Annotated in this window: 21 protein-coding genes and 1 tRNA gene; 18 read left to right on the top strand and 4 right to left on the bottom strand. The window is 64.6% G+C overall.

The genetic code is table 11. The annotated features are described in order from the left end of the window. Position 1 precedes the first annotated feature (1 nt). Positions 2-922 carry a hydroxymethylglutaryl-CoA lyase gene (locus ACI48I_RS19445; RefSeq protein ID WP_193687751.1) on the top strand — a complete coding sequence of 307 codons (921 nt, stop codon included), beginning with the start codon at positions 2-4 and terminating at the stop codon, positions 920-922. 111 nt (positions 923-1,033) lie between these two features. Here the strand turns inward: ACI48I_RS19445 and ACI48I_RS19450 are convergent. After that, positions 1,034-1,110, bottom strand: a tRNA-Pro gene (locus ACI48I_RS19450). 119 nt (positions 1,111-1,229) lie between these two features. On the opposite strand from ACI48I_RS19450, the gene ACI48I_RS19455 reads away from it, so the two are divergent. Beyond that, complete coding sequence (locus ACI48I_RS19455) at positions 1,230-1,805, top strand: hypothetical protein (RefSeq protein WP_193687752.1); 576 nt, start codon at positions 1,230-1,232, stop codon at positions 1,803-1,805. Positions 1,806-1,868: 63 nt separating this feature from the next. Here the strand turns inward: ACI48I_RS19455 and rsmI are convergent, their stop codons facing one another. After that, positions 1,869-2,771 (bottom strand): 16S rRNA (cytidine(1402)-2'-O)-methyltransferase, encoded by a 903-nt coding sequence (rsmI, locus tag ACI48I_RS19460; protein WP_193687753.1) that lies wholly within the window; start codon positions 2,769-2,771, stop codon positions 1,869-1,871. Between the two features lie 30 nt (positions 2,772-2,801). Here rsmI and ACI48I_RS19465 point away from each other — a divergent pair, with 30 nt between their 5' ends. The 6 genes from ACI48I_RS19465 to ACI48I_RS19490 all read left to right on the top strand — a co-directional run bounded on the left by ACI48I_RS19465 (position 2,802) and on the right by ACI48I_RS19490 (position 7,125). Continuing rightward, positions 2,802-4,070 (top strand): penicillin-binding protein activator, encoded by a 1,269-nt coding sequence (locus ACI48I_RS19465; protein ID WP_498575143.1) that lies wholly within the window; start codon positions 2,802-2,804, stop codon positions 4,068-4,070. A gap of 1 nt (position 4,071) precedes the next feature. Further along, the gene (locus ACI48I_RS19470; RefSeq protein ID WP_498575144.1) at positions 4,072-4,431 is read left to right on the top strand and encodes a YraN family protein; all 360 of its coding nucleotides are present in this window, start codon (positions 4,072-4,074) and stop codon (positions 4,429-4,431) included. A gap of 77 nt (positions 4,432-4,508) precedes the next feature. Then, positions 4,509-5,105 carry a phosphoheptose isomerase gene (locus tag ACI48I_RS19475; protein ID WP_193687756.1) on the top strand — a complete coding sequence of 199 codons (597 nt, stop codon included), beginning with the start codon at positions 4,509-4,511 and terminating at the stop codon, positions 5,103-5,105. After that, positions 5,098-5,733 (top strand): BON domain-containing protein, encoded by a 636-nt coding sequence (locus ACI48I_RS19480; RefSeq protein ID WP_193687757.1) that lies wholly within the window; start codon positions 5,098-5,100, stop codon positions 5,731-5,733. Before ACI48I_RS19475 ends, ACI48I_RS19480 begins: the two co-directional genes overlap by 8 nt. A gap of 39 nt (positions 5,734-5,772) precedes the next feature. After that, positions 5,773-6,288 (top strand): peroxiredoxin family protein, encoded by a 516-nt coding sequence (locus ACI48I_RS19485; RefSeq protein WP_498575145.1) that lies wholly within the window; start codon positions 5,773-5,775, stop codon positions 6,286-6,288. Between the two features lie 225 nt (positions 6,289-6,513). Beyond that, entirely contained in the window at positions 6,514-7,125 is a 612-nt protein-coding gene (locus ACI48I_RS19490) for a hypothetical protein (protein WP_498575146.1), read from the top strand. A 5-nt stretch (positions 7,126-7,130) separates the two neighbouring features. Here the strand turns inward: ACI48I_RS19490 and ACI48I_RS19495 are convergent, their stop codons facing one another. Both ACI48I_RS19495 and ACI48I_RS19500 read right to left on the bottom strand, forming a co-directional pair. Then, positions 7,131-7,550 (bottom strand): PaaI family thioesterase, encoded by a 420-nt coding sequence (locus ACI48I_RS19495; RefSeq protein ID WP_498575147.1) that lies wholly within the window; start codon positions 7,548-7,550, stop codon positions 7,131-7,133. Between the two features lie 72 nt (positions 7,551-7,622). Next, positions 7,623-9,611 (bottom strand): helicase-related protein, encoded by a 1,989-nt coding sequence (locus tag ACI48I_RS19500; RefSeq protein ID WP_498575148.1) that lies wholly within the window; start codon positions 9,609-9,611, stop codon positions 7,623-7,625. A gap of 256 nt (positions 9,612-9,867) precedes the next feature. Between ACI48I_RS19500 and ACI48I_RS19505 the strand changes: the two genes are divergently transcribed. From ACI48I_RS19505 to ACI48I_RS19550, 10 genes are all read left to right on the top strand, one after another. After that, entirely contained in the window at positions 9,868-11,712 is a 1,845-nt protein-coding gene (locus ACI48I_RS19505) for a PAS domain-containing sensor histidine kinase (protein ID WP_498575149.1), read from the top strand. After that, positions 11,709-12,113, top strand: a complete 405-nt coding sequence (locus ACI48I_RS19510) for a response regulator (RefSeq protein ID WP_193687763.1) — start codon at positions 11,709-11,711, stop codon at positions 12,111-12,113. The genes ACI48I_RS19505 and ACI48I_RS19510 overlap by 4 nt, the downstream gene beginning before the upstream one ends. After that, a complete protein-coding gene (locus tag ACI48I_RS19515) occupies positions 12,103-13,632 on the top strand; it encodes an HD domain-containing phosphohydrolase (RefSeq protein WP_498575150.1) in 1,530 nt (509 codons plus the stop codon). The genes ACI48I_RS19510 and ACI48I_RS19515 overlap by 11 nt, the downstream gene beginning before the upstream one ends. Continuing rightward, positions 13,633-15,657, top strand: coding sequence for an ATPase, T2SS/T4P/T4SS family (locus ACI48I_RS19520; protein ID WP_498575151.1), 2,025 nt, complete (start codon positions 13,633-13,635; stop codon positions 15,655-15,657). Positions 15,658-15,666: 9 nt separating this feature from the next. Further along, positions 15,667-16,812 (top strand): type II secretion system F family protein, encoded by a 1,146-nt coding sequence (locus ACI48I_RS19525; RefSeq protein ID WP_193687766.1) that lies wholly within the window; start codon positions 15,667-15,669, stop codon positions 16,810-16,812. 126 nt (positions 16,813-16,938) lie between these two features. Then, the gene (locus tag ACI48I_RS19530) at positions 16,939-17,505 is read left to right on the top strand and encodes a prepilin-type N-terminal cleavage/methylation domain-containing protein (protein WP_227496631.1); all 567 of its coding nucleotides are present in this window, start codon (positions 16,939-16,941) and stop codon (positions 17,503-17,505) included. Continuing rightward, positions 17,438-18,097 (top strand): GspH/FimT family pseudopilin, encoded by a 660-nt coding sequence (locus ACI48I_RS19535; protein WP_227496632.1) that lies wholly within the window; start codon positions 17,438-17,440, stop codon positions 18,095-18,097. The genes ACI48I_RS19530 and ACI48I_RS19535 overlap by 68 nt, the downstream gene beginning before the upstream one ends. Continuing rightward, complete coding sequence (locus ACI48I_RS19540) at positions 18,094-18,531, top strand: type II secretion system protein (protein ID WP_498575152.1); 438 nt, start codon at positions 18,094-18,096, stop codon at positions 18,529-18,531. Before ACI48I_RS19535 ends, ACI48I_RS19540 begins: the two co-directional genes overlap by 4 nt. Continuing rightward, entirely contained in the window at positions 18,528-18,986 is a 459-nt protein-coding gene (locus ACI48I_RS19545) for a prepilin-type N-terminal cleavage/methylation domain-containing protein (RefSeq protein ID WP_193687769.1), read from the top strand. The genes ACI48I_RS19540 and ACI48I_RS19545 overlap by 4 nt, the downstream gene beginning before the upstream one ends. Further along, complete coding sequence (locus tag ACI48I_RS19550; protein WP_193687770.1) at positions 18,983-19,876, top strand: DNRLRE domain-containing protein; 894 nt, start codon at positions 18,983-18,985, stop codon at positions 19,874-19,876. Before ACI48I_RS19545 ends, ACI48I_RS19550 begins: the two co-directional genes overlap by 4 nt. Positions 19,877-19,899: the final 23 nt, after the last annotated feature.

A 19,899-nucleotide genomic window follows, 5' to 3' on the forward strand; every position in this document is an offset into this window, starting at 1 on the left:
AATGAACAGCCAAGCCAGCCTGCCGAAAAAGGTCAAGATCGTCGAAGTCGGTCCGCGCGACGGCCTGCAGAACGAAAAGGAAACGATCAGCGCGGAAGTCAAAATCGAGCTGGTCGACCGTTTATCACGCGCGGGCTTCAGTAATGTCGAAGCGGCGTCGTTCGTGTCGCCGAAATGGGTGCCGCAGATGGCGACCAGTACCGAAGTGATGGCAAGGATCACGCGCCTGCCGGGCACGATCTATTCGGCGCTGACGCCGAACATGCAGGGTTTCGAAGCGGCGCTGGCCGCGAAGGCCGATGAAGTCGTGATCTTCGGTTCGGCGTCGGAAGCGTTCTCGCAAAAGAACATCAACTGCTCGATCGCGGAATCGATCGCGCGCTTCGAGCCGGTGGCGAAGGCGGCCAAGGCGAATGGGCTGCGCCTGCGCGGCAGCATCAGCACGGCCTTCGGCTGCCCCTACCAGGGAGAAGTGCCGTTGACGGCCGTGGCCGACGTGGTGCGCCGCATGCGCGACCTCGGCTGCGACGAGATCGACATCGCCGACACGATCGGCGTCTCGACCGCGCGCAAGACGCAGGAGGTGATGCTGGCGGCAAGCCGCGAATTCCCGCTGCAGCAGTTATCGGGCCACTTCCACGACACCTACGGCCAGGCGCTGGCGAACATCTACGCCAGCCTGGAAGTGGGCGTGCAGATTTTCCACTCGTCGGTATCGGGCCTGGGCGGCTGTCCCTACGCCAAGGGCGCGACCGGGAACGTGGCGACCGAAGACGTGCTGTACCTGCTGCACGGCCTCGGCATCGAGACCGGGATCGACCTCGACCAGGTAGTGGATGCCGGCCAGTTCATCTCGCAGCAGCTGGGTCGCAAAGGGTCCAGCCGCGCGGGCAACGCGATCGCGGCCAAGCGCCTCGGCTGAACCAGGCAACAGGCGCCCGGTCGAAGCATGTTCGAGGGGCGCTCTGCTGCATGCGGCCAGACGTAAACGAAAAAAGCCGACAACTTTCGCTGTCGGCTTTTCTCTCAATGCTGGTCGGAGTACAAGGATTCGAACCTTGGACCCTCTGGTCCCAAACCAGATGCGCTACCGGGCTGCGCTACACTCCGAAGACACACATCATAGCGGCTGAGCCGCCTTTGGTCAAGGTCGGGTTTTTCTTTTTTGGCTGTTTCGTACAACAGGAGGGGAACTGGTGGAACTGGCGGCAGCAGGCAGGGGCAGCTTGATGGACGACGCCGGCCGGATCAACCGGCGCATCGCGGCCGCAATCGCGCTCTCGCTGGCCGTGCACGCGCTCGTGCTGACGCTCGGGCGCAGCGCGCCGCCGCCGACCGTGGCCACGCCGCGCCCGATCGCCGTGCGCCTGCGGCCACCGCCCCCACCGCCGCCTGCGCCGCGCGTCGAGGAAGCGGCGCCGACCTCACCCGCCGCGCGGCCGGTGCAGCGGGCGAAGCCGCATCGACCCCGCCCCGTGATCGCGGTCGATCCGACGCCGGAACCGGCCCAATCCGATCCGTTGACGGTGCAGCAGGCGCCCGAACCTGCGAGCGAACCCGAGGCGCCGCACTTCGATCGCGAGGCGGCGCACAGGATGGCGCGTTCGCTGGCGAATATCCGCGATCCGGCCAAAGAGGGCACGGCCATCGGACAATTTCCGGAAAAACCACTGGAGACCGAATCCCGGGCCGCGCGGGCGATCGGGGCGGCGAAACGGAGGGACTGCAAGGACGGCTTGCCGGGAGGCTTGTTAGGGCCCTTGCTGATCCTGGCGGACAAAAAGGATAGCGGGTGCAAATGGTAGGGGTAGGCGAGGCCAATGGCCTCGCCTACGGTTTCATCGGGCACGCCATGCCCATGCGGAACGCTAGCCCTTGATCTGCAGCGCCCGCTCATACAAGGCATTCTTCTTGCGCCCGGTAATTTGCGCCGTCAGATTCGCCGCCTGCTTGACGCTGCATTCGGCCAACAAAATGTTGAGGATGCGCTCGGCTTCCGCATCCTGCGCATCGGTCTCGACCGTCGCCCCTTCGACCAGCACGACGAATTCGCCCCGCTCACGGTGCTGGTCGGACTTGACCCAGGCCAGCGCGTCGCCCAGCGGGCAGCGGTGGATTTCTTCAAACAATTTGGTCAGTTCGCGCGCGAACACGACCTGGCGCGTCGGCTCGAATGCCGCGGCCAGGGCCTCGACGCAATCGACGATCCGGTGCGGCGCTTCATAGATGACGAGGGTGGCCGGCTCGCGCGCCAGTTCCATCAATGCCGCTTCGCGCTGCTTCGATTTGGCCGGCAAAAAGCCGACAAAGTTAAAACGGTCGTTGACCAGGCCGGATGCGGACAGCGCGGTGACCGCCGCCGAGGCGCCCGGCAGCGGGATCACGCGCAGGCCGGCCTCCCTCACGGCGTCGACGATGCGCGCGCCAGGATCGGAGACAGCCGGCGTGCCGGCGTCCGACACCAAAGCGACACGTTCGCCTGCACGCAGACGCGCGACCAGCTTGTCGGCCGCTTCGCGCTCGTTATGCTGGTGCGCGGCAAGCATCTGTTTGTTCAAGCCGTAACGGGTGAGCAAGGCGCCGGTTTTGCGCGTATCCTCACAGGCGACCACGTCGGCCAGCGCCAGCAGGTGCAGCGCGCGCAGCGTGATGTCGGTGGCGTTCCCGATCGGGGTGGCCACCACATACAATGTTGCTGTAGGATAAGACTGTTGAGCTGCCTCGGCCATCACGGGGAGCTGGGCGATATCGATGGACTGGTTGTCGTTCATGTTGAGGATACGATGCTCGTAAAAAGTCTTATGAAAAAAGGCCTGCTGGCCGCCGGCGCAGTGGGCGCAGTGGGCGCAGTTGGCGCAGTTAGCATACTTGCGGGCTGCACCACGCCCATGCCGCCCGACCTGGGCTGCGGCGTACCGGGCGGATTGTGCGCGCCCGTCCAGCCAAACACAAGTGCGGTACCGAGCGAGCCGCCGCCAGCGCCGCCGGAAACGCCGCCCTCGGAAATGCGCACTTCGCCGGTGGAGCTGTATCCGGGAACGAATAACCCGCAGTCCGGCGCCCGGCCCGCCGCTGGTACGGCGCGCATTGCCCTGCTGTTGCCGCTGGGGTCGCCGGGTCTGGGCCAGGCGGCCGAGGCCGTGCGCGCCGGCTTCCTGGCCGGCCAGGAACGCGACGGCGCAGGAATCGAGGTCACCGTGGTCGCGAGCGGCGAGTCGCCCGAGTCGACCCTGCAGGCCTATGCCCGCGCGGCCGAACAGAACGATATCATCGTCGGCCCCTTGGCGCGCTCGAGCGTGGCGGCGATCATCGGCAGCAATGCCGTGACCCGGCCCACCCTGGTGCTGAACCACCCGCAAACCGAGGGCCCGCTGCCGCCGCAGGTGCTGGTCCTCGGCCTGTCGCTGGAAGAAGAAGCGCGACAGGCAGCGGACTGGGCCGCCCAGGAACACCCGGCCGGACGCGCCCTGGTGCTCAGTGGCAAAGCCGCCTGGCAGCAGCGCGCCGCCGGCGCGTTTACTGCACGCTGGACGCGCCTGGGCCACAACAACGCGCGTGTCGAACTGCCGATCAACGACGGTTATGTCGACGCCAATGCCCTGTCCGAGCTGCGTTCGCGCCTCGCGGTCGACCGTCCGGAACTGGTGTTCGCCGCGCTCGACGCCGGCACCCTGCGCCAGGTGCGCAGTTCGCTCGGCACCTCGCTGCCGACCTATGCGCTTTCGGCGGCCAATCCAGGGCGTTCCCCGGGCCTGGCAGTGCCGGAACTCGATGGCGTGCGCCTGGTCGACCTGCCCTGGACCATCCAGCCGGACAACGCGCAAGTGATGCTCTACCCACGCCCGGTCGACAGCGACTCGCTCGACATGCAGCGTTTATATGCGCTCGGCATCGATGCCTTCCAGGTGGCGCGCACCCTGGTCCAACAGCCGGGCACCGGCTTCGAGCTGGACGGCGTGACCGGACGCCTGTCGGTGCGCCGGAACAATGGCGCCTGGTCGCTGCGGCGCATTGAGGCGTCCGCCGTCTACCGCGACGGCATCGGTTACGAAGCGGTAGCCGGGAAGTGAGATGGCTTTTGTTAAGCTGTCCGAGAAGCAGGCGCAAGGCCGCGAGGGAGAGCAAACCGCCCTGCGCTACCTGCGCCGCCACGGGCTGGTCCTGGTCGAGGCCAATTTCACCTGCAAAGGCGGCGAGATCGACTTGATCATGCGCGACGGCGAGTCGCTCGTCTTTGTCGAAGTGCGCCAGCGCGCCGACCGCCGCCACGGCGGGGCCGCGGCCAGCATCACCCCCAGCAAAATCCGGCGCCTGATCCGTGCGGCGCAAGTCTACCTGCAACGCCTTCCCACCGTACCGCCCTGCCGCTTCGACGTCGTCGCGATCGACGGAGAAGCACTCGACTGGCTACGCGACGCGATTCAAGTGTGACAAGATACCCCGGCTTTGTAAGCAATGTTTAAAACGCTTTGCCGCCTGCCATTGCTACTACACTATAATCGTCGGCTATGAACACTCAACGCATCCTCGCTCACTTCCAGGAGAGCGCCGACCTCAAACTGCAGTCGGCCCCGGCCCTGGCGCAACCTATTTCGCAGGCGATCGAACTGATGTTCGGCGCCCTGTCCAACGGCAACAAGATTCTCGCCTGCGGCAACGGCGGCTCGGCTGCCGACTGCCAGCATTTCGCGGCCGAACTGGTCGGCCGCTTCGAGCGCGAGCGCTTCCCGCTGCCCGCCATCGCGCTGACCACCGACACGTCGATCCTGACGGCCGTCGCCAACGACTACAGCTTCCGCGAGATTTTCTCGAAGCAGGTGCAGGCCTTCGGCCAGGCCGGCGACATCTTGCTGGCCATGTCGACCTCGGGTAATTCGGCCAACGTGCTCGCCGCCGTCGAGGCCGCGCTCGAGCGCGAAATGCGCGTGGTCGCCTTTACCGGCAAGGATGGCGGCGCGCTCGCCAAATTGCTGACCGACGCCGACGTGCACATCAACGTGCCGCACAGCCGTACCGCGCGCATCCAGGAAGTCCACCTGGTCGCGATTCACTGCATCTGCGACGGCATCGACGTCGCGCTATTCGGAGGAGACGAGAATGAATAAACCCGGCCTGAAGGGCTCCCTGGCAAAAGCCGTCCTGTGCGCAGCCTTGATCGGCTCGCTGCAGGGCTGCGTGCCGCTGGTCATCGGCGGCGCCGCGATGGGTGCGGCCGCCAGCATGGACCGCCGCACGCTGGGCGCGCAGACCGAGGACAAGTCGATCACGGTCAAGGCCGAAGTCCTGGTGCCGAAACTGGTCGGCGACGCCGGCCACGTCAACATCGCCAGCTACAACCGCAAGGTGCTGCTGACCGGTGAAGTGCGCGACGAGGCAATGAAAGCGAATGTCGAGCGCGAAGTGCGCGGCATCGAGAACGTGGTCGCCGTCATCAACGAACTGGCCGTGGCCGGCCCGTCGAGCTATACCTCGCGTTCGTCGGATGCCATCATCACCGGCAACGTGAAGGGCAGCCTGGTCGAAATGAAAACGATCTCGGCCACCTCGTTCAAGGTCGTCACCGAGCGCGGTACGGTCTACCTGATGGGCCGCGTGACCCAGCGCGAAGGAGATCTGGCCGCGAACATCGCGAAGAGCGTCTCCGGCGTGCAGAAAGTGGTCAAGATTTTCGAGTATCTGACCGAAGAGGAACTGCGCACGCAGTATCCGAAAACTTCCTCGGTCGCCCTGTAATCACGGCGGGGCCCGCCCCGCTTTTTTTCCGCCTGCGCCATGAATGCTCCTACTCGCTCCTGGATCAAACCTGCCGCCATCGGCGCACTCGTGCTCGCGCTGGCGGGGGTCGGCTACACGACCCTGGCGCATGGCGAAAAAGCGCCCGACGTCACTTTCATCAGCATTGCCGGCGACAAGATCAGTACCGCGAATTTGCGCGGCAAAGTCGTCATGGTCAATTTCTGGGCAACCTCCTGCACCACCTGCGTGCACGAGATGCCGGCCATGGTCGACACCTATAACAAGTTCAAGGGCCAGGGCCTGGAATTCGTCGCGGTGGCCATGCAGTACGACCCGCCGAACTACGTCGTCAATTTTACGGAAACCCGCAAACTCCCCTTCACCGTCGCCCTCGATGCGGGCGGAGACATCGCCAAGTCCTTCGGCGATGTCACCATGACGCCGACTACCTTTGTGATCGGCAAGGATGGCAGCATCCTCAAGCGCTATGTCGGCGAGCCGGATTTCAAGCAAGTGCATGCCCTGCTGCAAAAGGCGCTCGCTGCGGGCTAAGGCTTCGATGGGCCGTGCTCGCCTTGCTGCGATGCCGAACTGTCATTACACTCGTATGCATGCGCGCCAGCGGGCCGCGATCGCGGCGAAGACGCTACAGCACGCCTGACTTAGCTCAAGCCGATGGCGCCGGAACGGGCCAAGCTTGATGCATTCGCGGGCCGCAAAGCCGCTGGCCGTACGCGCAAAGGAGATGCAATGGGGTATTTCATTCGCAGGATAGGCATGTGCATCGCGCTGCTCGCGCTGGCCGCCTGCGCCGGGCCGAAACCGAGGGCGGTCGCCGTGCTGCATTACCAGCATGTCGCGAACGCGCACGAAATCCGGTTTACCAACCCGATTCCCCTGTCGGCCGCGCTGTACCGCGTGGGCTACCTGTCTCCGGTCGATTCGCAGGGCTTCTGGGCCATCTTTGTCGTGTGCAGTGTCGACGTCAACGGGCGTGCGCAGCGCGGTTTTCATTACAGCGTCAATAATTTCCGTGTCAGCCACGAAGGACGCGAATTCGGCGGCCTGCCGCCCTATTCGCTGCGCTACCAGGGCCAGGTCGACCTGAACAATGCGGGCGATACGATGCCGATCCTCGACGCCATCGCCGCCGAAATCCAGGAAGGCCCGCCCGAACAGGTTTTCCAGAGCGGCTACTATCCTGAGCTGAACTACCGCTTCGCCATCTTCGTGCCGAAGGCGCTCGCCAACTATACGGGCGAGCAATTAACGCTCACCTATAAGGGCCAACCGGCGATTTTGGCCGGCAACGGCAAGCCGCCGTCCGATCTGCATGCCGTGGGCGGCACCGCGGCCGGCGTGGCGGCAGCTTGCGTGCCGCCGCCATAAGTTTCTTACTTCGGATACAGGATCATTTGCGTGCAGCGGAACAGGGCAATCGTCTTGCCGTTGGCCTTGTCCGTCACTTTCACGTCCCACACCTGGGTCGTGCGGCCCCCGTGCACGATGTTCGCCACGGCGACGATGGTGCCCTCGCGGGCAGTGCTGAAATGGTTCGATTTCAGTTCGATCGTCGTAAAACTCTGGGCGCCTTCGGGCAGGTTGGCGATGCAGGCGTAGCCGGCCGCGGTGTCGGCCAGGGTCACCACGCTGCCGGCATGTAAATAGCCGTTCGGCGCCAGGTGGTGCGGTTGAATAGGCAATTGCGCGGTCATGCTCTGGTGGCCGACCTCGATGATCTCGATGCCGAGGTAGCCGGGCAGCGTGCCGATGCCGCGCTGGTTGAAAGCTTCTAGGGTTGGTGCGGTGGTCATGTTGGGTTATCCCGAGTGGCGAATTGGCTATCCTACACCGGGTGGACAAGCATTGCCGGAGGGTGCCCCGGGCTAGGCCCTGCGCTTCGATTTATGCGCATTCCCGCCCTGCCGCTTGCGCGTGGCTGCATTCTGCTGCTGCAGCAGCGAATCGACCCGCTCCGATGCTTCCCGCGCCAGTTGCTGCGCTTCCTCGATGCTGGGGAAGAACTCCGGCGCGCGGTAGCCGAGCCAGGCATAGGCCGAATACATGCGGCAGGTGTCTTCCACTTCCTGCAGGTTCTTCCAGAACAGCCCTTCCGGATGCGGCGTGAGCCGGCTGACCTTCTTTTTCGCAAGAGATAAGGCCCAGTGCTCCCAGGCGCTTTGCAGCATCGGCACCCGGCTTGAAATCGGCACCAGGGACAGCATGAATTTTTCGGCCACCGTCAGGTCCAGGGTGTCGAGCCACTCGGCGCGTTCGTTCTGGTCCTCCGTGATGCGCGGATAAAAAAAGCCGTCCGGCACGTCGATGTTGTGCACGAAGCGGCGCAGCAGTTTTACGAGCGAGGTTTCTCCCGTCACCGACGAGATCCTGTGCAATTGTTCGAGCGAGGGGGCGACGGCAAAGCCGCTGGCCGGCACCGGCGGAATTTTTTCCTTCATCAGCGCGCGCATGACTTCGTGGGTGTCGTCGTCGTAGCCGGCGACAAAGCCCTCTTCGTGCACGCCGTAGCGCCCCGCACGGCCGGCGATCTGCTTGGCCAGCGCCGCCGAGATCTCTTCCTCTTCGACGCCGTTGTACTTGACGGCGGTCGTCATCACGATGCGCGCGATCGGCATGTTCAAACCCATGGCCAGCGCGTCGGTGCCGACCACGATGTCGGCCTGTCCCTCCCTGAAGCGTTCGGCCTGGGCGCGCCGCACTTCCGGAGACAGGTTGCCGTAGACGGTGGCGACCGATAGCCCCTTTTCCGTGATCATGTCGCGCCACATCAGGACCTCGCGCCGGGAAAACGCGATGACGGCATCGCCGCGGCGCAGGTTCGACAATTTACGGACCGGGCCTGGTTCCATCGCCAGCGGCGCCATGCGCTTTAATACGTGCACTTCGAGCGGTACTTCCAGCCGTTCGGCCAGGGCCTCGATCGCACGCCGCGCTTCCGGCGCCCCGACCAGGTAGACGACCGAGGCCGGCGCGCCGCAGACGGCGGCGGTCCAGGCGGCGCCGCGGTCGCGGTCGGCCAGCATCTGGATCTCGTCGATCACGGCCACTTCGATCGGCGTTTTACTGTCCAGCATCTCGACGGTGCTGGCGACGTGGGTGCTGCCTTCGGCGATGCGGCGCTCCTCTCCCGTGATCAGGCTCACCTTGATCGGCTCGCCATGGGGGCGCGCCGCCTGCAGGCGTTCGTAGTTTTCCAGCGCCAGCAGCCGCAATGGCGCGAGATAGGCGCCACTGCCCGCTTTCGCCAGCGCTTCCATCGCGCGGTGGGTTTTTCCGGAATTCGTCGGCCCGAGCAGCGCAATGAATTTACGCTGCATGCGGCTGGCGACCTCGAAGGACTCCGGGTATTCGGCCAGATTGATGCTTTCCTTGGTGCGCGCGGCGTGTCGTTCTTCCTGCTCGCGCTCGATCGCGTGTTCTACCCGCTGGCGAATCCGCTCGAACACGTAGTCGGCCGGCTCCGAGGTTTCCAGTTCCTCGAGCACCCCGAGGAAGACGCGCGGGTCGAAACCGGCATCATCGGCCTGCTCGGCGATGTCGCGCACGAACTCCTCGGTGTCGAGCTGGAGTTCCGCCAGCGCCTTGTCGCCCGTGCGCTCCTCGATCAGCGCGCGCCGGCTCGTCAAATCCATCTTGCGCCATTTACTCGGCTTGGCCAGCACGCCGCGCGCCGGCACCAGCGCGTAGCGCACGCGCAGGCCCTCGTATTTCACTTCTCCCGTAAAGCGCAGGAACACCCGCCCTTCCATTTTGACCAGTTCGATGCCGCGCTCGCCCAGGTTCAGTTCGCGTTCAAGGAAGGCGTCGTCGTCGCCGGTGTCGTTGTCGGAAGCGTCGTAGCGTGAATTGCTCATGTGTTTCAGGAGTGATGTCTGGTTGTTATCACTATAGCGCGGATGGCGCAGGCGCCCTGTTCCAGATCGCGCCGGCGTTCTAGGCTGAAACTTCGCATTTCGTCCGGAAGTGTGTACCGGTATCGACAAAAACTTGACCAGACAGGCAGTGAAAGCAGAATGTTATTTTCCTTGAAGAAATTTTCAACTATAGTCTGACGCTTCCCCACCACTTACTGTCGACCAGCGCCGCACACGCCCGGAAGGACCCGCCATCATGAAAAATAACCGGATCGGCCTGATTCTCATTGTCTCGTCGCTAGCGGTGATCGCACTGGTGGTAACCCTGCTGCTGCAACGCCAGCAGACCGAGCATGCGGAACAGGTACGCGCCCAGGGCCTGGGCATGGTGCGTTCGCTGGCGGCATTGCCGGTCGCGGTGCTGGCGCCGGGCAAGGGCGCGCCCAGCGTGCTCGACTCCATTCTCGCCTACCGCGACAATCCGGATTTTGCGTATGCGGCCGTCAGCTTCGAGAACGGGCGCAATGTGACCGAAGTGGCCAGCGCCGGCACCCTGGTGCCGCCCGCCGTGCCGCTGGCCCTGACCGGGTTTGCCGAGCGCCTCATCGCCGCCGGCCAGAACGGACGCGCGATCCGCGAATTCCACGGCCCGCTGGCCAGCGCCGACCAGAAAATGCAGGTGCGGATCGGCTATTTCGAGCCACGCACGCCCTTCGCCATGAAGGACCTGCCCTTCTATGCGCTGATTGCGCTGGCCATGTTCCTGCTGGTGCCGCTGATCTACCTCGTGATCAAGCGCGAAATGGCGCCGCTCGCCGCGCTCGGCGAGCAGCTGCGCACGGTCGCCGCCGCCCAGGCGGGGTCGGGCCAGGCGCTGCCGGCCGTGGTGCCGACAAACGGGAACGATGGCGATGCCGACGTGCGCGGCCTGGCGCATAAACTGAACCGCTACCTCGACCAGGCCAGCGCGCGCATCCGCGAGCTGGAACAGGAAAGCGTGGCCAGCATGGCCAGCGGCCGCCTGCTCGAATACGGCAGCAACAAGATGCAGGCGGTGCTGCAATGCCTGCCGGACGGTTTACTGGTGCTCGATCCGGCAGGCGAAGTGACTTTCGCCACGGGCAAGATCGAGCCCCTGCTCGGCGTACCTGTCGCCGAGGTGCTGTCGCAGCCGGTCGAGGCCTGGTGCCGCGACCCGGAACTGCGCGCGATGCTGGCGCGCTTTCGCAGCGCCGGACTCGATACGCGCAGCCAGATGACGATCGAATTCAACCCGGCCGGCGTGCCCGACAAGCGTTTATGGGCCACGGCCCAGGCATTACTCGGCCACTCGATGGCCTACGGCACCCTGGTGGTGCTGCGCGACGCCACCCGCGAGCACCTGGCGCGCCAGGCCGGCAACGATTTCGTCGCCCACGTGGCGCACGAACTGAAATCGCCGCTGAACGTGATCGGCATGTACGGCGAAATGCTGGCCGACGCCAGCGTCGACGATCCGGCGCTGCGCGTGGAAGCGATCAACGTGATCCAGGACGAAGTCGAGCGCATGAATTCGCTCGTCAACAACCTGCTCAACGTCAGCAAGCTCGAGATGGGCAGCATGCGTCCCGAGCGCCACCGCGTCAAACTCGACGACTTGTTGCGCGACGCCTGGCAGCAGGCGCGTGCGCGCGCCGACAGTAAAGGTATCCGCCTCGAACTGCAGGTGGCACGCGACCTGGCGGCCGTCTCGGTCGACAAGGACCTGTTCCGCATTGCCATCAACAACCTGCTGAACAACGCGATCAAATACAACCAGCCTGGGGGCAGCGTGGTGCTGGCGGCCGACGAAGGCGACTCGGACGTCGTGATCGCGGTGCGCGACAGCGGCATCGGCATGACCCCGGACGACCGCGAGCGCGTGACCGAGAAATTCTTCCGCGTGCGCGAAACGGGCCTTGAGCAGCGCGGCGGCCACGGCCTCGGGCTGTATCTCACCAATCAGATCGTCGAGCTGCACCATGGCCGCCTAACGATCGACAGCGAACTGGGACACGGCAGCGTGTTCTCGATCCACCTGAAAAAAATGCCGGCCCTGGTCGAAGGAGGCCAAGTCCTATGAACAAACGCATGATCCTGCTCGTCGATGACGAGCCGCACGTGATCCGCGTGCTGCGCCTGATGCTCGAGCGCGAAGGCTACGAGGTCGCCAGCGCCAACGACGGCGCCGAGGCGCTCGAAAAGATGGGCGTACGCCGCCCCGACGTGATGGTCAGCGACATCCAGATGGCCGGCATGGACGGGCGGGAGCTGTGTCGCACGGCGCGCGCCCGCTATCCCGACGCCCCCTTCCCGATCTTCGTGATGACCTCGATGACGGCATCGAACGAGCGTGAATGGGTGAAGGAACTGGCGAATGTCGATTTTCTCGAAAAGCCGCTCAGCCCCCGCCAATTGATCGCACGCCTGGCCGCCCATTTTACGAGTGCCGCCACCCAGCAGGAGAACACCCATGCAGCCTGACGCTTTGCACGCGCTCGATTTTTCCCGCCATGCGCGCTGGCTGCGCCGCGTCACCGGCGTCGAGCACGACTTCGCGGTGTGCGATGCCGGCGGCCTTGCCGTGTGGACCGCACGCGCCGACAGCGACATCGCCGCCTGGATCGGCGCGCGCTGCGCCGCCGGTTTCAACTGGCACAGCGATGGCGACGGCCTGCAACGCCTGGACGCGGACGGCGACACGCTGCTCTACATGGCGATCCACGGCAAGACCGGGCTGCTCGGCTACCTTGCCGTGCGTGTCGAGACCCTGGCTGAGGCCCCGATCGCCTGGGATGCGCTCGCCGAAACCTTCGAGGACATCGGCGCCGGCATCGCCGACGAAGTCGCGGCCAAGCGCGAACTCGACAACATGGCGCTAGAACTGTCCGAGCGCTACGAAGAGCTGCACCTGGTGTATGCGATCGACAAGCAGGTCCAGCAACTGGAACCGGGCGCCGACCTGTTCCAGAAACTGCTGCAAAGCTGGGCCGAGCACATGGACGCCGATGTCGCCGCCTTCGTCAAACCGGGCGAAAACCTGTGCGTGCATGCGACGAACCTGTCGGCGCCGATCCACAACCTCGACCTGGTGCTGGTCGAGATGCGCGGCGATTTATACCGTTTTACCCATTCGGCACGCGCACCGATCGTCATCAACGACGTGGCCGACCCGCGCCGCGCCTATATCTTTACCGACCTGCCCTTCAAATTGCTGTGCTGCCCGGTGATCCACGACCGCAGTGTCGTCGCGATCCTGGTGCTGGCGAACCATCTTGCGAAACCCGATTTTTCGAACAGCGACCGCAAGCTGGGAGAATTGCTGGCGAACCAGCTGTCGGGCTTATCCAGGATGTACGGCATGCTCGCCGAGACCCGGCAATTCAACGACCAGATGGCCAACGCCCTGATCGAGGCGGTCGAAGCGAAAGACCCGTACACGCGCGGCCACTCCGAGCGCGTGCACTACATCACGATGCAGATCGGAGAAGCGCTGAACCTCGGACCACGCGACACCGACGACCTGTTCTGGGGCTCGCTGCTGCACGACGTCGGCAAGATCGGCATTCCCGACGCGGTACTGTGCAAACCGGGCCGCCTGACCGCCGACGAGTTCACGTTCATTAAAGTGCACCCGGAGCGCAGCTACGAGATCCTGCGCCACATCGACCGTTTAAAAGGGGCGGTACCGGGCGCACGCCACCACCAGGAAAAATACGACGGCACCGGCTACCCGCACGGCCTGAAGGGCAACGATATTCCGCTGCATGCGCGCATCATCGCGGTGGCCGACACCTACGATTCGATCACCAGCTCGCGCGCCTATCGCGCCGGGCGCAGCCACGAAGTGGCGATGGCGGAGATCGCGCGCGTCGCCGGCAGCCAGCTCGACCCGGCCATCATCAAGGTGTTCGAGGCGGTCTGCGCGCAAGAGCCGGAATGGATCGCCCGTTTCAATATCGCGCGCGAGCCAGCCCTCAGTGCGGTGGGAGCTGCAGCCTAAATGAGCGAAGCAGTTACCCGCAGCCGCATCGGCTCGATGACCTACCTGGCGCCGGCGATGGCGCTGGTGGCAACGGAGGCCATCGACGCCGTGGAAAGCGCGCTCGCCGAATGCATCACCCAGCACCAGGTCAGCATCGTGCTCGACCTGGGCAAGGTGCCGCTGCTGTCCGGGCGCGCGCTGGAATTGATGACGCGCGCGGCCGCCCGCCTGGGTTCGCTCGGCGGCTGGCTCAAACTGGCCTATCCGAGCCCGCTGCTGCTCGATATCCTGACGATCACCGGCGTCGCCGACCAGGTGGCCCTGTATGACGCACCGCAGGCGCCGGCGAAACCGGCGCGCCCGGCCGGTCAATTAAAACTCGGCGACATCCTGGTCGAACGCGGCATCGTGACCGCCGCCCAGGTGGCGGAGGCGGCGAGATTGCAGGAGCAGACCGGCAAGCGCATGGGTTTCATCATGGTCGAAAAGAAGTGGCTGTCCGAGGCCGCTCTCTTTCAGGCGCTGGCCGAACAGCTGGACCTGCCTTTCGTCAGCCTGCGCGCGGGCCTGTACGATCCGACCGCCGTCTCCTTGCTGGAACGCGACGTGGCGAAACGCCTGAACGTGATCCCGCTGTTCGTGGTCGAGAACACGCTGACGATCGCCACCGGCGAGCCGCAGGCGGTGCACAGCATCGACGAGATCCGCGCCCGCACCGGCTGCCGCATCCGGGTGGCGATGGCGCCGCCGGCCGACATCAACCGCGTGCGCGACGATGCCTACGGCGGCACCATGCCGGACTTTATCCACAGCGAGGCGAACGACCTCGAACTGGTGGAAAACCAGATCCCGGACGACTACACGCAGATCGACCAGATGGCCGGCGCCAGCCCGGTGATCAACATGGTCAATGCCGTGATCCAGCGCGCGATCCACGACAACGCCAGCGACATCCACATCGAGATCTCGCGCAACAAGTCGCGCATCCGGCTCAGGATCGACGGCATCCTGTACGAGGTCATGTCGCCGCGCATCGAACTGCATCCGGCGATCGTCTCGCGTCTGAAAGTGATGGCGCACCTCGACATCGCCGAGCGCAGATTACCGCAGGACGGCCGCATCCAGGTGATGACGCAGGGCCGCACGGTCGACCTGCGCTTTTCTTCCCTGCCCGGCATCTACGGCGAGAAGGTGGTGCTGCGTGTGCTCGATAAAAACCAGTCGATCCTCGATGTCGACAAGCTGGGCATGAACGGCGGCGCCGTCGACACGTTTAAAAGGCTGCTCGGCCGCAGCCACGGCCTGATCCTGGTGACTGGCCCCACCGGCAGCGGGAAGACCACCAGCCTGTACGCGGCGATCAACTATTTAAAGAGCATCGAGAAAAACATCGTCACGATCGAGGACCCGGTCGAGTACCAGCTGGACATCATCAACCAGAACCAGGTGAACGATGCGATCGGCCTCACCTTCCCGAAAATATTAAAGCACGTGCTGCGCCAGGACCCGGACATCATCATGGTAGGTGAGGTGCGCGACCGCCAGACGGCCGAGATCGCGGTGCAGGCGGCATTGACCGGGCACCTGGTGCTCACTACCCTGCACACCAACGACACGCTGGGCGCCGTCGCGCGCCTGGTCGAGATGGGGGTCGAACCCTATTTGTTGTCGTCGGCCCTGATCGGGGTGATGGCGCAGCGCCTGGTACGCCGCATCTGCCCGGCCTGCAAAACGGGTTATCTCGTGCCGCCGAACGCGGCCGCCGCCTATGGTTACAAGGGAGAGGGCAATCTGAAACTCCTGAAGGGGCGCGGCTGTCCGTCGTGCTACGACTCCGGCTACAAGGGCCGGCTCGGCATCTACGAGCTGCTCGAAGTGGGGCCGGAGCTGCAGCGCATGATCGTGGCGAATGCCAGCAAGGACACGATGGCCCAGCACGTGGCCAACAGCGGCCACCGCGATTTGTATGCCGACGGCATGGAGCGCGCCTTTGGCGGCGACACCACGCCCGAGGAAATCGCGCGCGTCGTGCACTCGCTGTAAAGGACAGGCATGGCACTCGAATGGGACGATCTGCCGGCGCCGGTGACGGCGACCGAACTGGCCGGGCCGGCCGCCGCCAAGGCGGCCGCGCGCAAACCGGCGTGGACCTTCACACAGGAGCGCATCGGCAGTGCCGACCGCATGCTGTTTACGGAACGCCTGGCGCTGCTGCTGGAAACGGGCGTGCCCCTGCACGACGCCCTCGGCGCGCTGCGCGACCAGACCGTCAAGCCGCGTTTAAAGGCCATCATCGGCGAAGTGGCGGACGCCATCGTCGGCGGCCAGCGCTTTTCCGAAGCACTGAACAAACACCCGGACCTGTTCCCGCCGACCTACATCAACCTGATCGGCGCCAGCGAGGAAGGCGGTTTTCTCGCCGAGGTGCTCGAGCAGCTGGTCGACATGGACGAAAAGCAGGAGCGGCTGCGCAGCACCATCGTCTCGGCCTTGTCCTATCCCGGCTTCCTGATCGTGTTTTCGATCCTGGTGGTGGTGTTCATCCTGGTGGCCGTGTTCCCGAAGTTCTCGGTGATGTTCACGGCGATCTACGACGAACTGCCGCTGACGACCAAGATTTTTATTGCCGCCAGCAATGCCCTGACCCGGCACGGCACGGTCTTCGGCATCGGCGCCCTGGTTCTCGTCGGTGGCCTGCTGGTGGCCTCGCGCCGTCCCGACGTGCACGAATGGCTCGACCGCATGAAGCTGCGCGTGCCCTTCGTGAAAGACATCTTCATCAAGATCTACCTGACGCGCCTGATGCGCGTGATGGGCATTTCGCTCGAGCGCGGCGTGACCATCCTGGCCACGCTCGGCGCCTGCCGCAACGTCATTCCGAACGCCGAGTTCCAGCGTTTTATCGGCGACCTCGAGGTGCAAGTGACCGAGGGACGCGGCATCGCCGCCGGCTTTCGCGACAGCTCCCTGATTCCGGTCAGCGTCAAGCAGATGATCGACACCGGCGAGCAGACCGGTTCCCTCGGCCGCGTCATGGGACGGGTCGCCGATTTTTATGAACGAGATTTGACGCGCCAGCTGAACGCGCTGGCGAAGATGGCCGAACCGGTGATGCTGCTGGTGATGGGCGTACTGGTCGGCACCATCGTTACCTCGATCATTCTGCCTATCTTCAAAATGTCGCGCGCTGTGCACTGAAAAACGACAATCTGGAATGGTTAATGCGCAACGGCAACAAAAAGAGGTGATGTTTCATGCTACTCTTCGTTGCTACTCGTTAAGACTTTGCCCACAGCAAATCGCCCTTAGCCACCTACTCAAAAAATGATGAACTCTACTTTCCGCCGCGCCGCCGCCAAAGGCTTCACGCTTATCGAACTCCTGATCGTCGTGATCATCATCGCGATCCTGGCGGCGATCGCGATTCCGCAGTTTTCGAATACCTCGACCGACGCGCAGGAGTCGGCGGCCATTGCCAACCTGACGACGCTGCGCTCGGCCATCGAACTGTATCGCGTACAGCACAACAATACCTATCCGTCGACCTTCGTCGCCGGCGCCGCAGCGGCACTGCCCTGCACCGGTGGCACGGCTGGCGACGGTGCGGTCAACACGGAGGCCGCCCTCATCCAGCAATTGACGACCTTCTCTGACGCGGCAGGCCGCACCTGCAGCGTCGCCGCGCCTGGCTACAGCTTCGGCCCGTACCTGCGTGCGATCCCGGTCGAACCTGTCACGAATGTGGCGACCGTCACCGTGGTTACTGCCGCGGCCAACAACCCGCCGGGCGCAGCGACGACCGGCTGGCGTTTCCTGAACACCAATGGCACGCTGCAGATCAATACGACCCGCCTGTCGCGTGACGGCGCGACCGCATTGTCGGCCAAATAAAGCAGCACGCGCCATCGTGCTCCGTCGTCCTGCCGTTCGGCATGCGGGTGTCACGTTGGCGGAAATGGTGATCGTCATCGCCGTCGTCAGCGTGGTGGCCGCCATTGCCATCCCCCAGGCATCGTCGACGTCTCCCGCTGCCGCCGACGCGGTGGCGGCGGAGATCGCCAGCGCCCTGCGTTTCGCCCAGCGTGAAGCGATCCGGACCGGCAAGTACCAGCAGGTCAGCGTCAACCCTGCAACCCAGATCCTGCGGGTGTATGAGCCCAACTCCGGGAATGGCACCACCGCCACGCATCCGGTCGACAAACGCGACTACCAGATCAGCTTTGCCGGAAACGCCATGCCGCGCGCGACCATCGTCAGCGCCGTCTTCGACTACGAAGGCGGCCCCACCACCAACTACGCTTCGTTCGGCCCGGATGGGACGCCCTCGTACATCGACCCAAGCAAGCTGAGCCAGCTATGGAGCGCACTGTTCGGTACCAAGGACATCGACCCGCTGAAGGGCGAAGGCAGGGTCACGATCCGCTACGGGAATGTCGAGCGCGTGGTACGCCTGGCGCCGGTGACGGGCCGGGTGACGTTTTGAGCGCTGTCGCTCGCCAGCATGGTTTCTCGTTCGTGGAAATCATGGTGGCGGTCCTGCTGCTGGCGATCTGCGCGGTGCCGATGGGCGACGCCATCCGCAACGGCATCACGGCTTCGTCGATTGCCGCGGCCAAAGCACGAGAACTGCGCTGTATAAAGAACACAATGGAAACTGTTTTGGCCGAGCCGTACCAGAGCTTGTATGCAGCCGCCGCCGGCAAGGATCAGCTCGCGGCGCTGCCGCTGCCGGCCGATGCATCCTGCGATACCGCGCCGCGCGTTTATATTGCCTGCTACGAGCGCGAAAACGGCGCGGCTGAGGTTTGGCTCGCTTGCAACGTCAACTCCAGCGATCCCCGCCTGGAGTCGCCGCTGCTCCACATTACCGTCGCCGCGAACGGCGGCTATTCGTTCACTACGCTGGTGGCACGATGAAGCGGCCGCAGCGCTTCCGTGAACACGGCCTGAGCCTGGTCGAACTGTTGCTGGGACTGGCGATCACGGCCCTCGTGCTGGCACCGCTGGTGCCGATGCTGGCCACGGCGTCCAGCGCCGCGCGCATCGGCAGCAACCAGCTGACGGTCGAACGGGAAGCCAATTTCGCACTCGAGCGCATTGCCGCGCGCATCGGCGCCTCCACGGCGGCGGCGCAGCTGACCGGGTCGTCGTGCGGCGGCGCCAAGTCCGCCGCCTACGATGTCATCGATGGCGCACTCATCGAAACCTCGGGTAAAGACAAGTATGTGCTGGCCGAATCCGTCACCTGCATCACGCTTACGGCGCTGACATCGTCGAGCGAACGGCCTTTGATCCAGGTCAGCCTGAACCTCGCCCGCGACAGCGCCAGCACGGCCACGACTGCGGTCGTGCGCCTGGGGGTGGCGCCATGAGCACCGCAACCCAACGCGGCCTGCTGCTGCTGCCGGTGGCGCTCACCCTGGCGCTGGTGGGCACGCTCGCGTACAGCCTGACGCGCGAGGGCAGCATGTCGGTCTCCGAGGTGGATGCGAAATACGATATCGAAGCGGCGCGCTACCTGGCCAGCGCTGGCGTCGCTCTCGTACGCTGGCAGAACGAAAAACTCGGCTGCACCTCGACCAGGAAATTTGCCGACCTTCCCCTGGCAGGCGGCACGATCACGGCGGACCAGGTCAGCCTCGATGGCCGTGACTGGAAAATCAGCGTCACGGCCAAAACTGCCCGCAGCACCCGCTCGGTGGTCGACTACCGAGCCACGCGCTACAGCCGCGCGAACGCGAGCGACACAGCGCCGATCGTTCCCTCCGGCGACAGTGACACCACGATCAAGGACAGGCCCGGCAACATGGTCAACGTCCCTACCCTTGAAACGACCCAGGACACGGCGTATGCGCTCATCAAATTCGAGAACCTGCCGAGCGAGCTCTCCGACGCCCTGATCGTCAGCGCGCAGCTCAAGCTGGCGCACGCAAGCTCGAACACGGCAGCGCCGCGTTCCCTCGGCGTGCACCGGGTGACCACCAAATGGGGTGCCACCGCCACCTGGACCGCCCCGTGGACCAGCCCCGGCGGCGACTATGTACAAAAACCGCTGTGGACAGTCCCGATCAATGGCTCCAGCAGCGCCCTCGTCGAATACACCTGGCGCATCGACCCCCTGGTCGAAGGCTGGGTCAGCGGGGCGATCCCGAAATACGGCGTGCTGTTCAAACCGATCGGCCCGCTTGACGCGAAGTTCTACAGCCTCGATTCAAGCACGAACAAACCCACGCTCGTCGTCCGCTATTACCCGCGCTGCTGAGCGCATGCGCATCCAACAACACA

The sequence above is a fragment of the Massilia sp. LXY-5 genome (assembly GCF_059801075.1).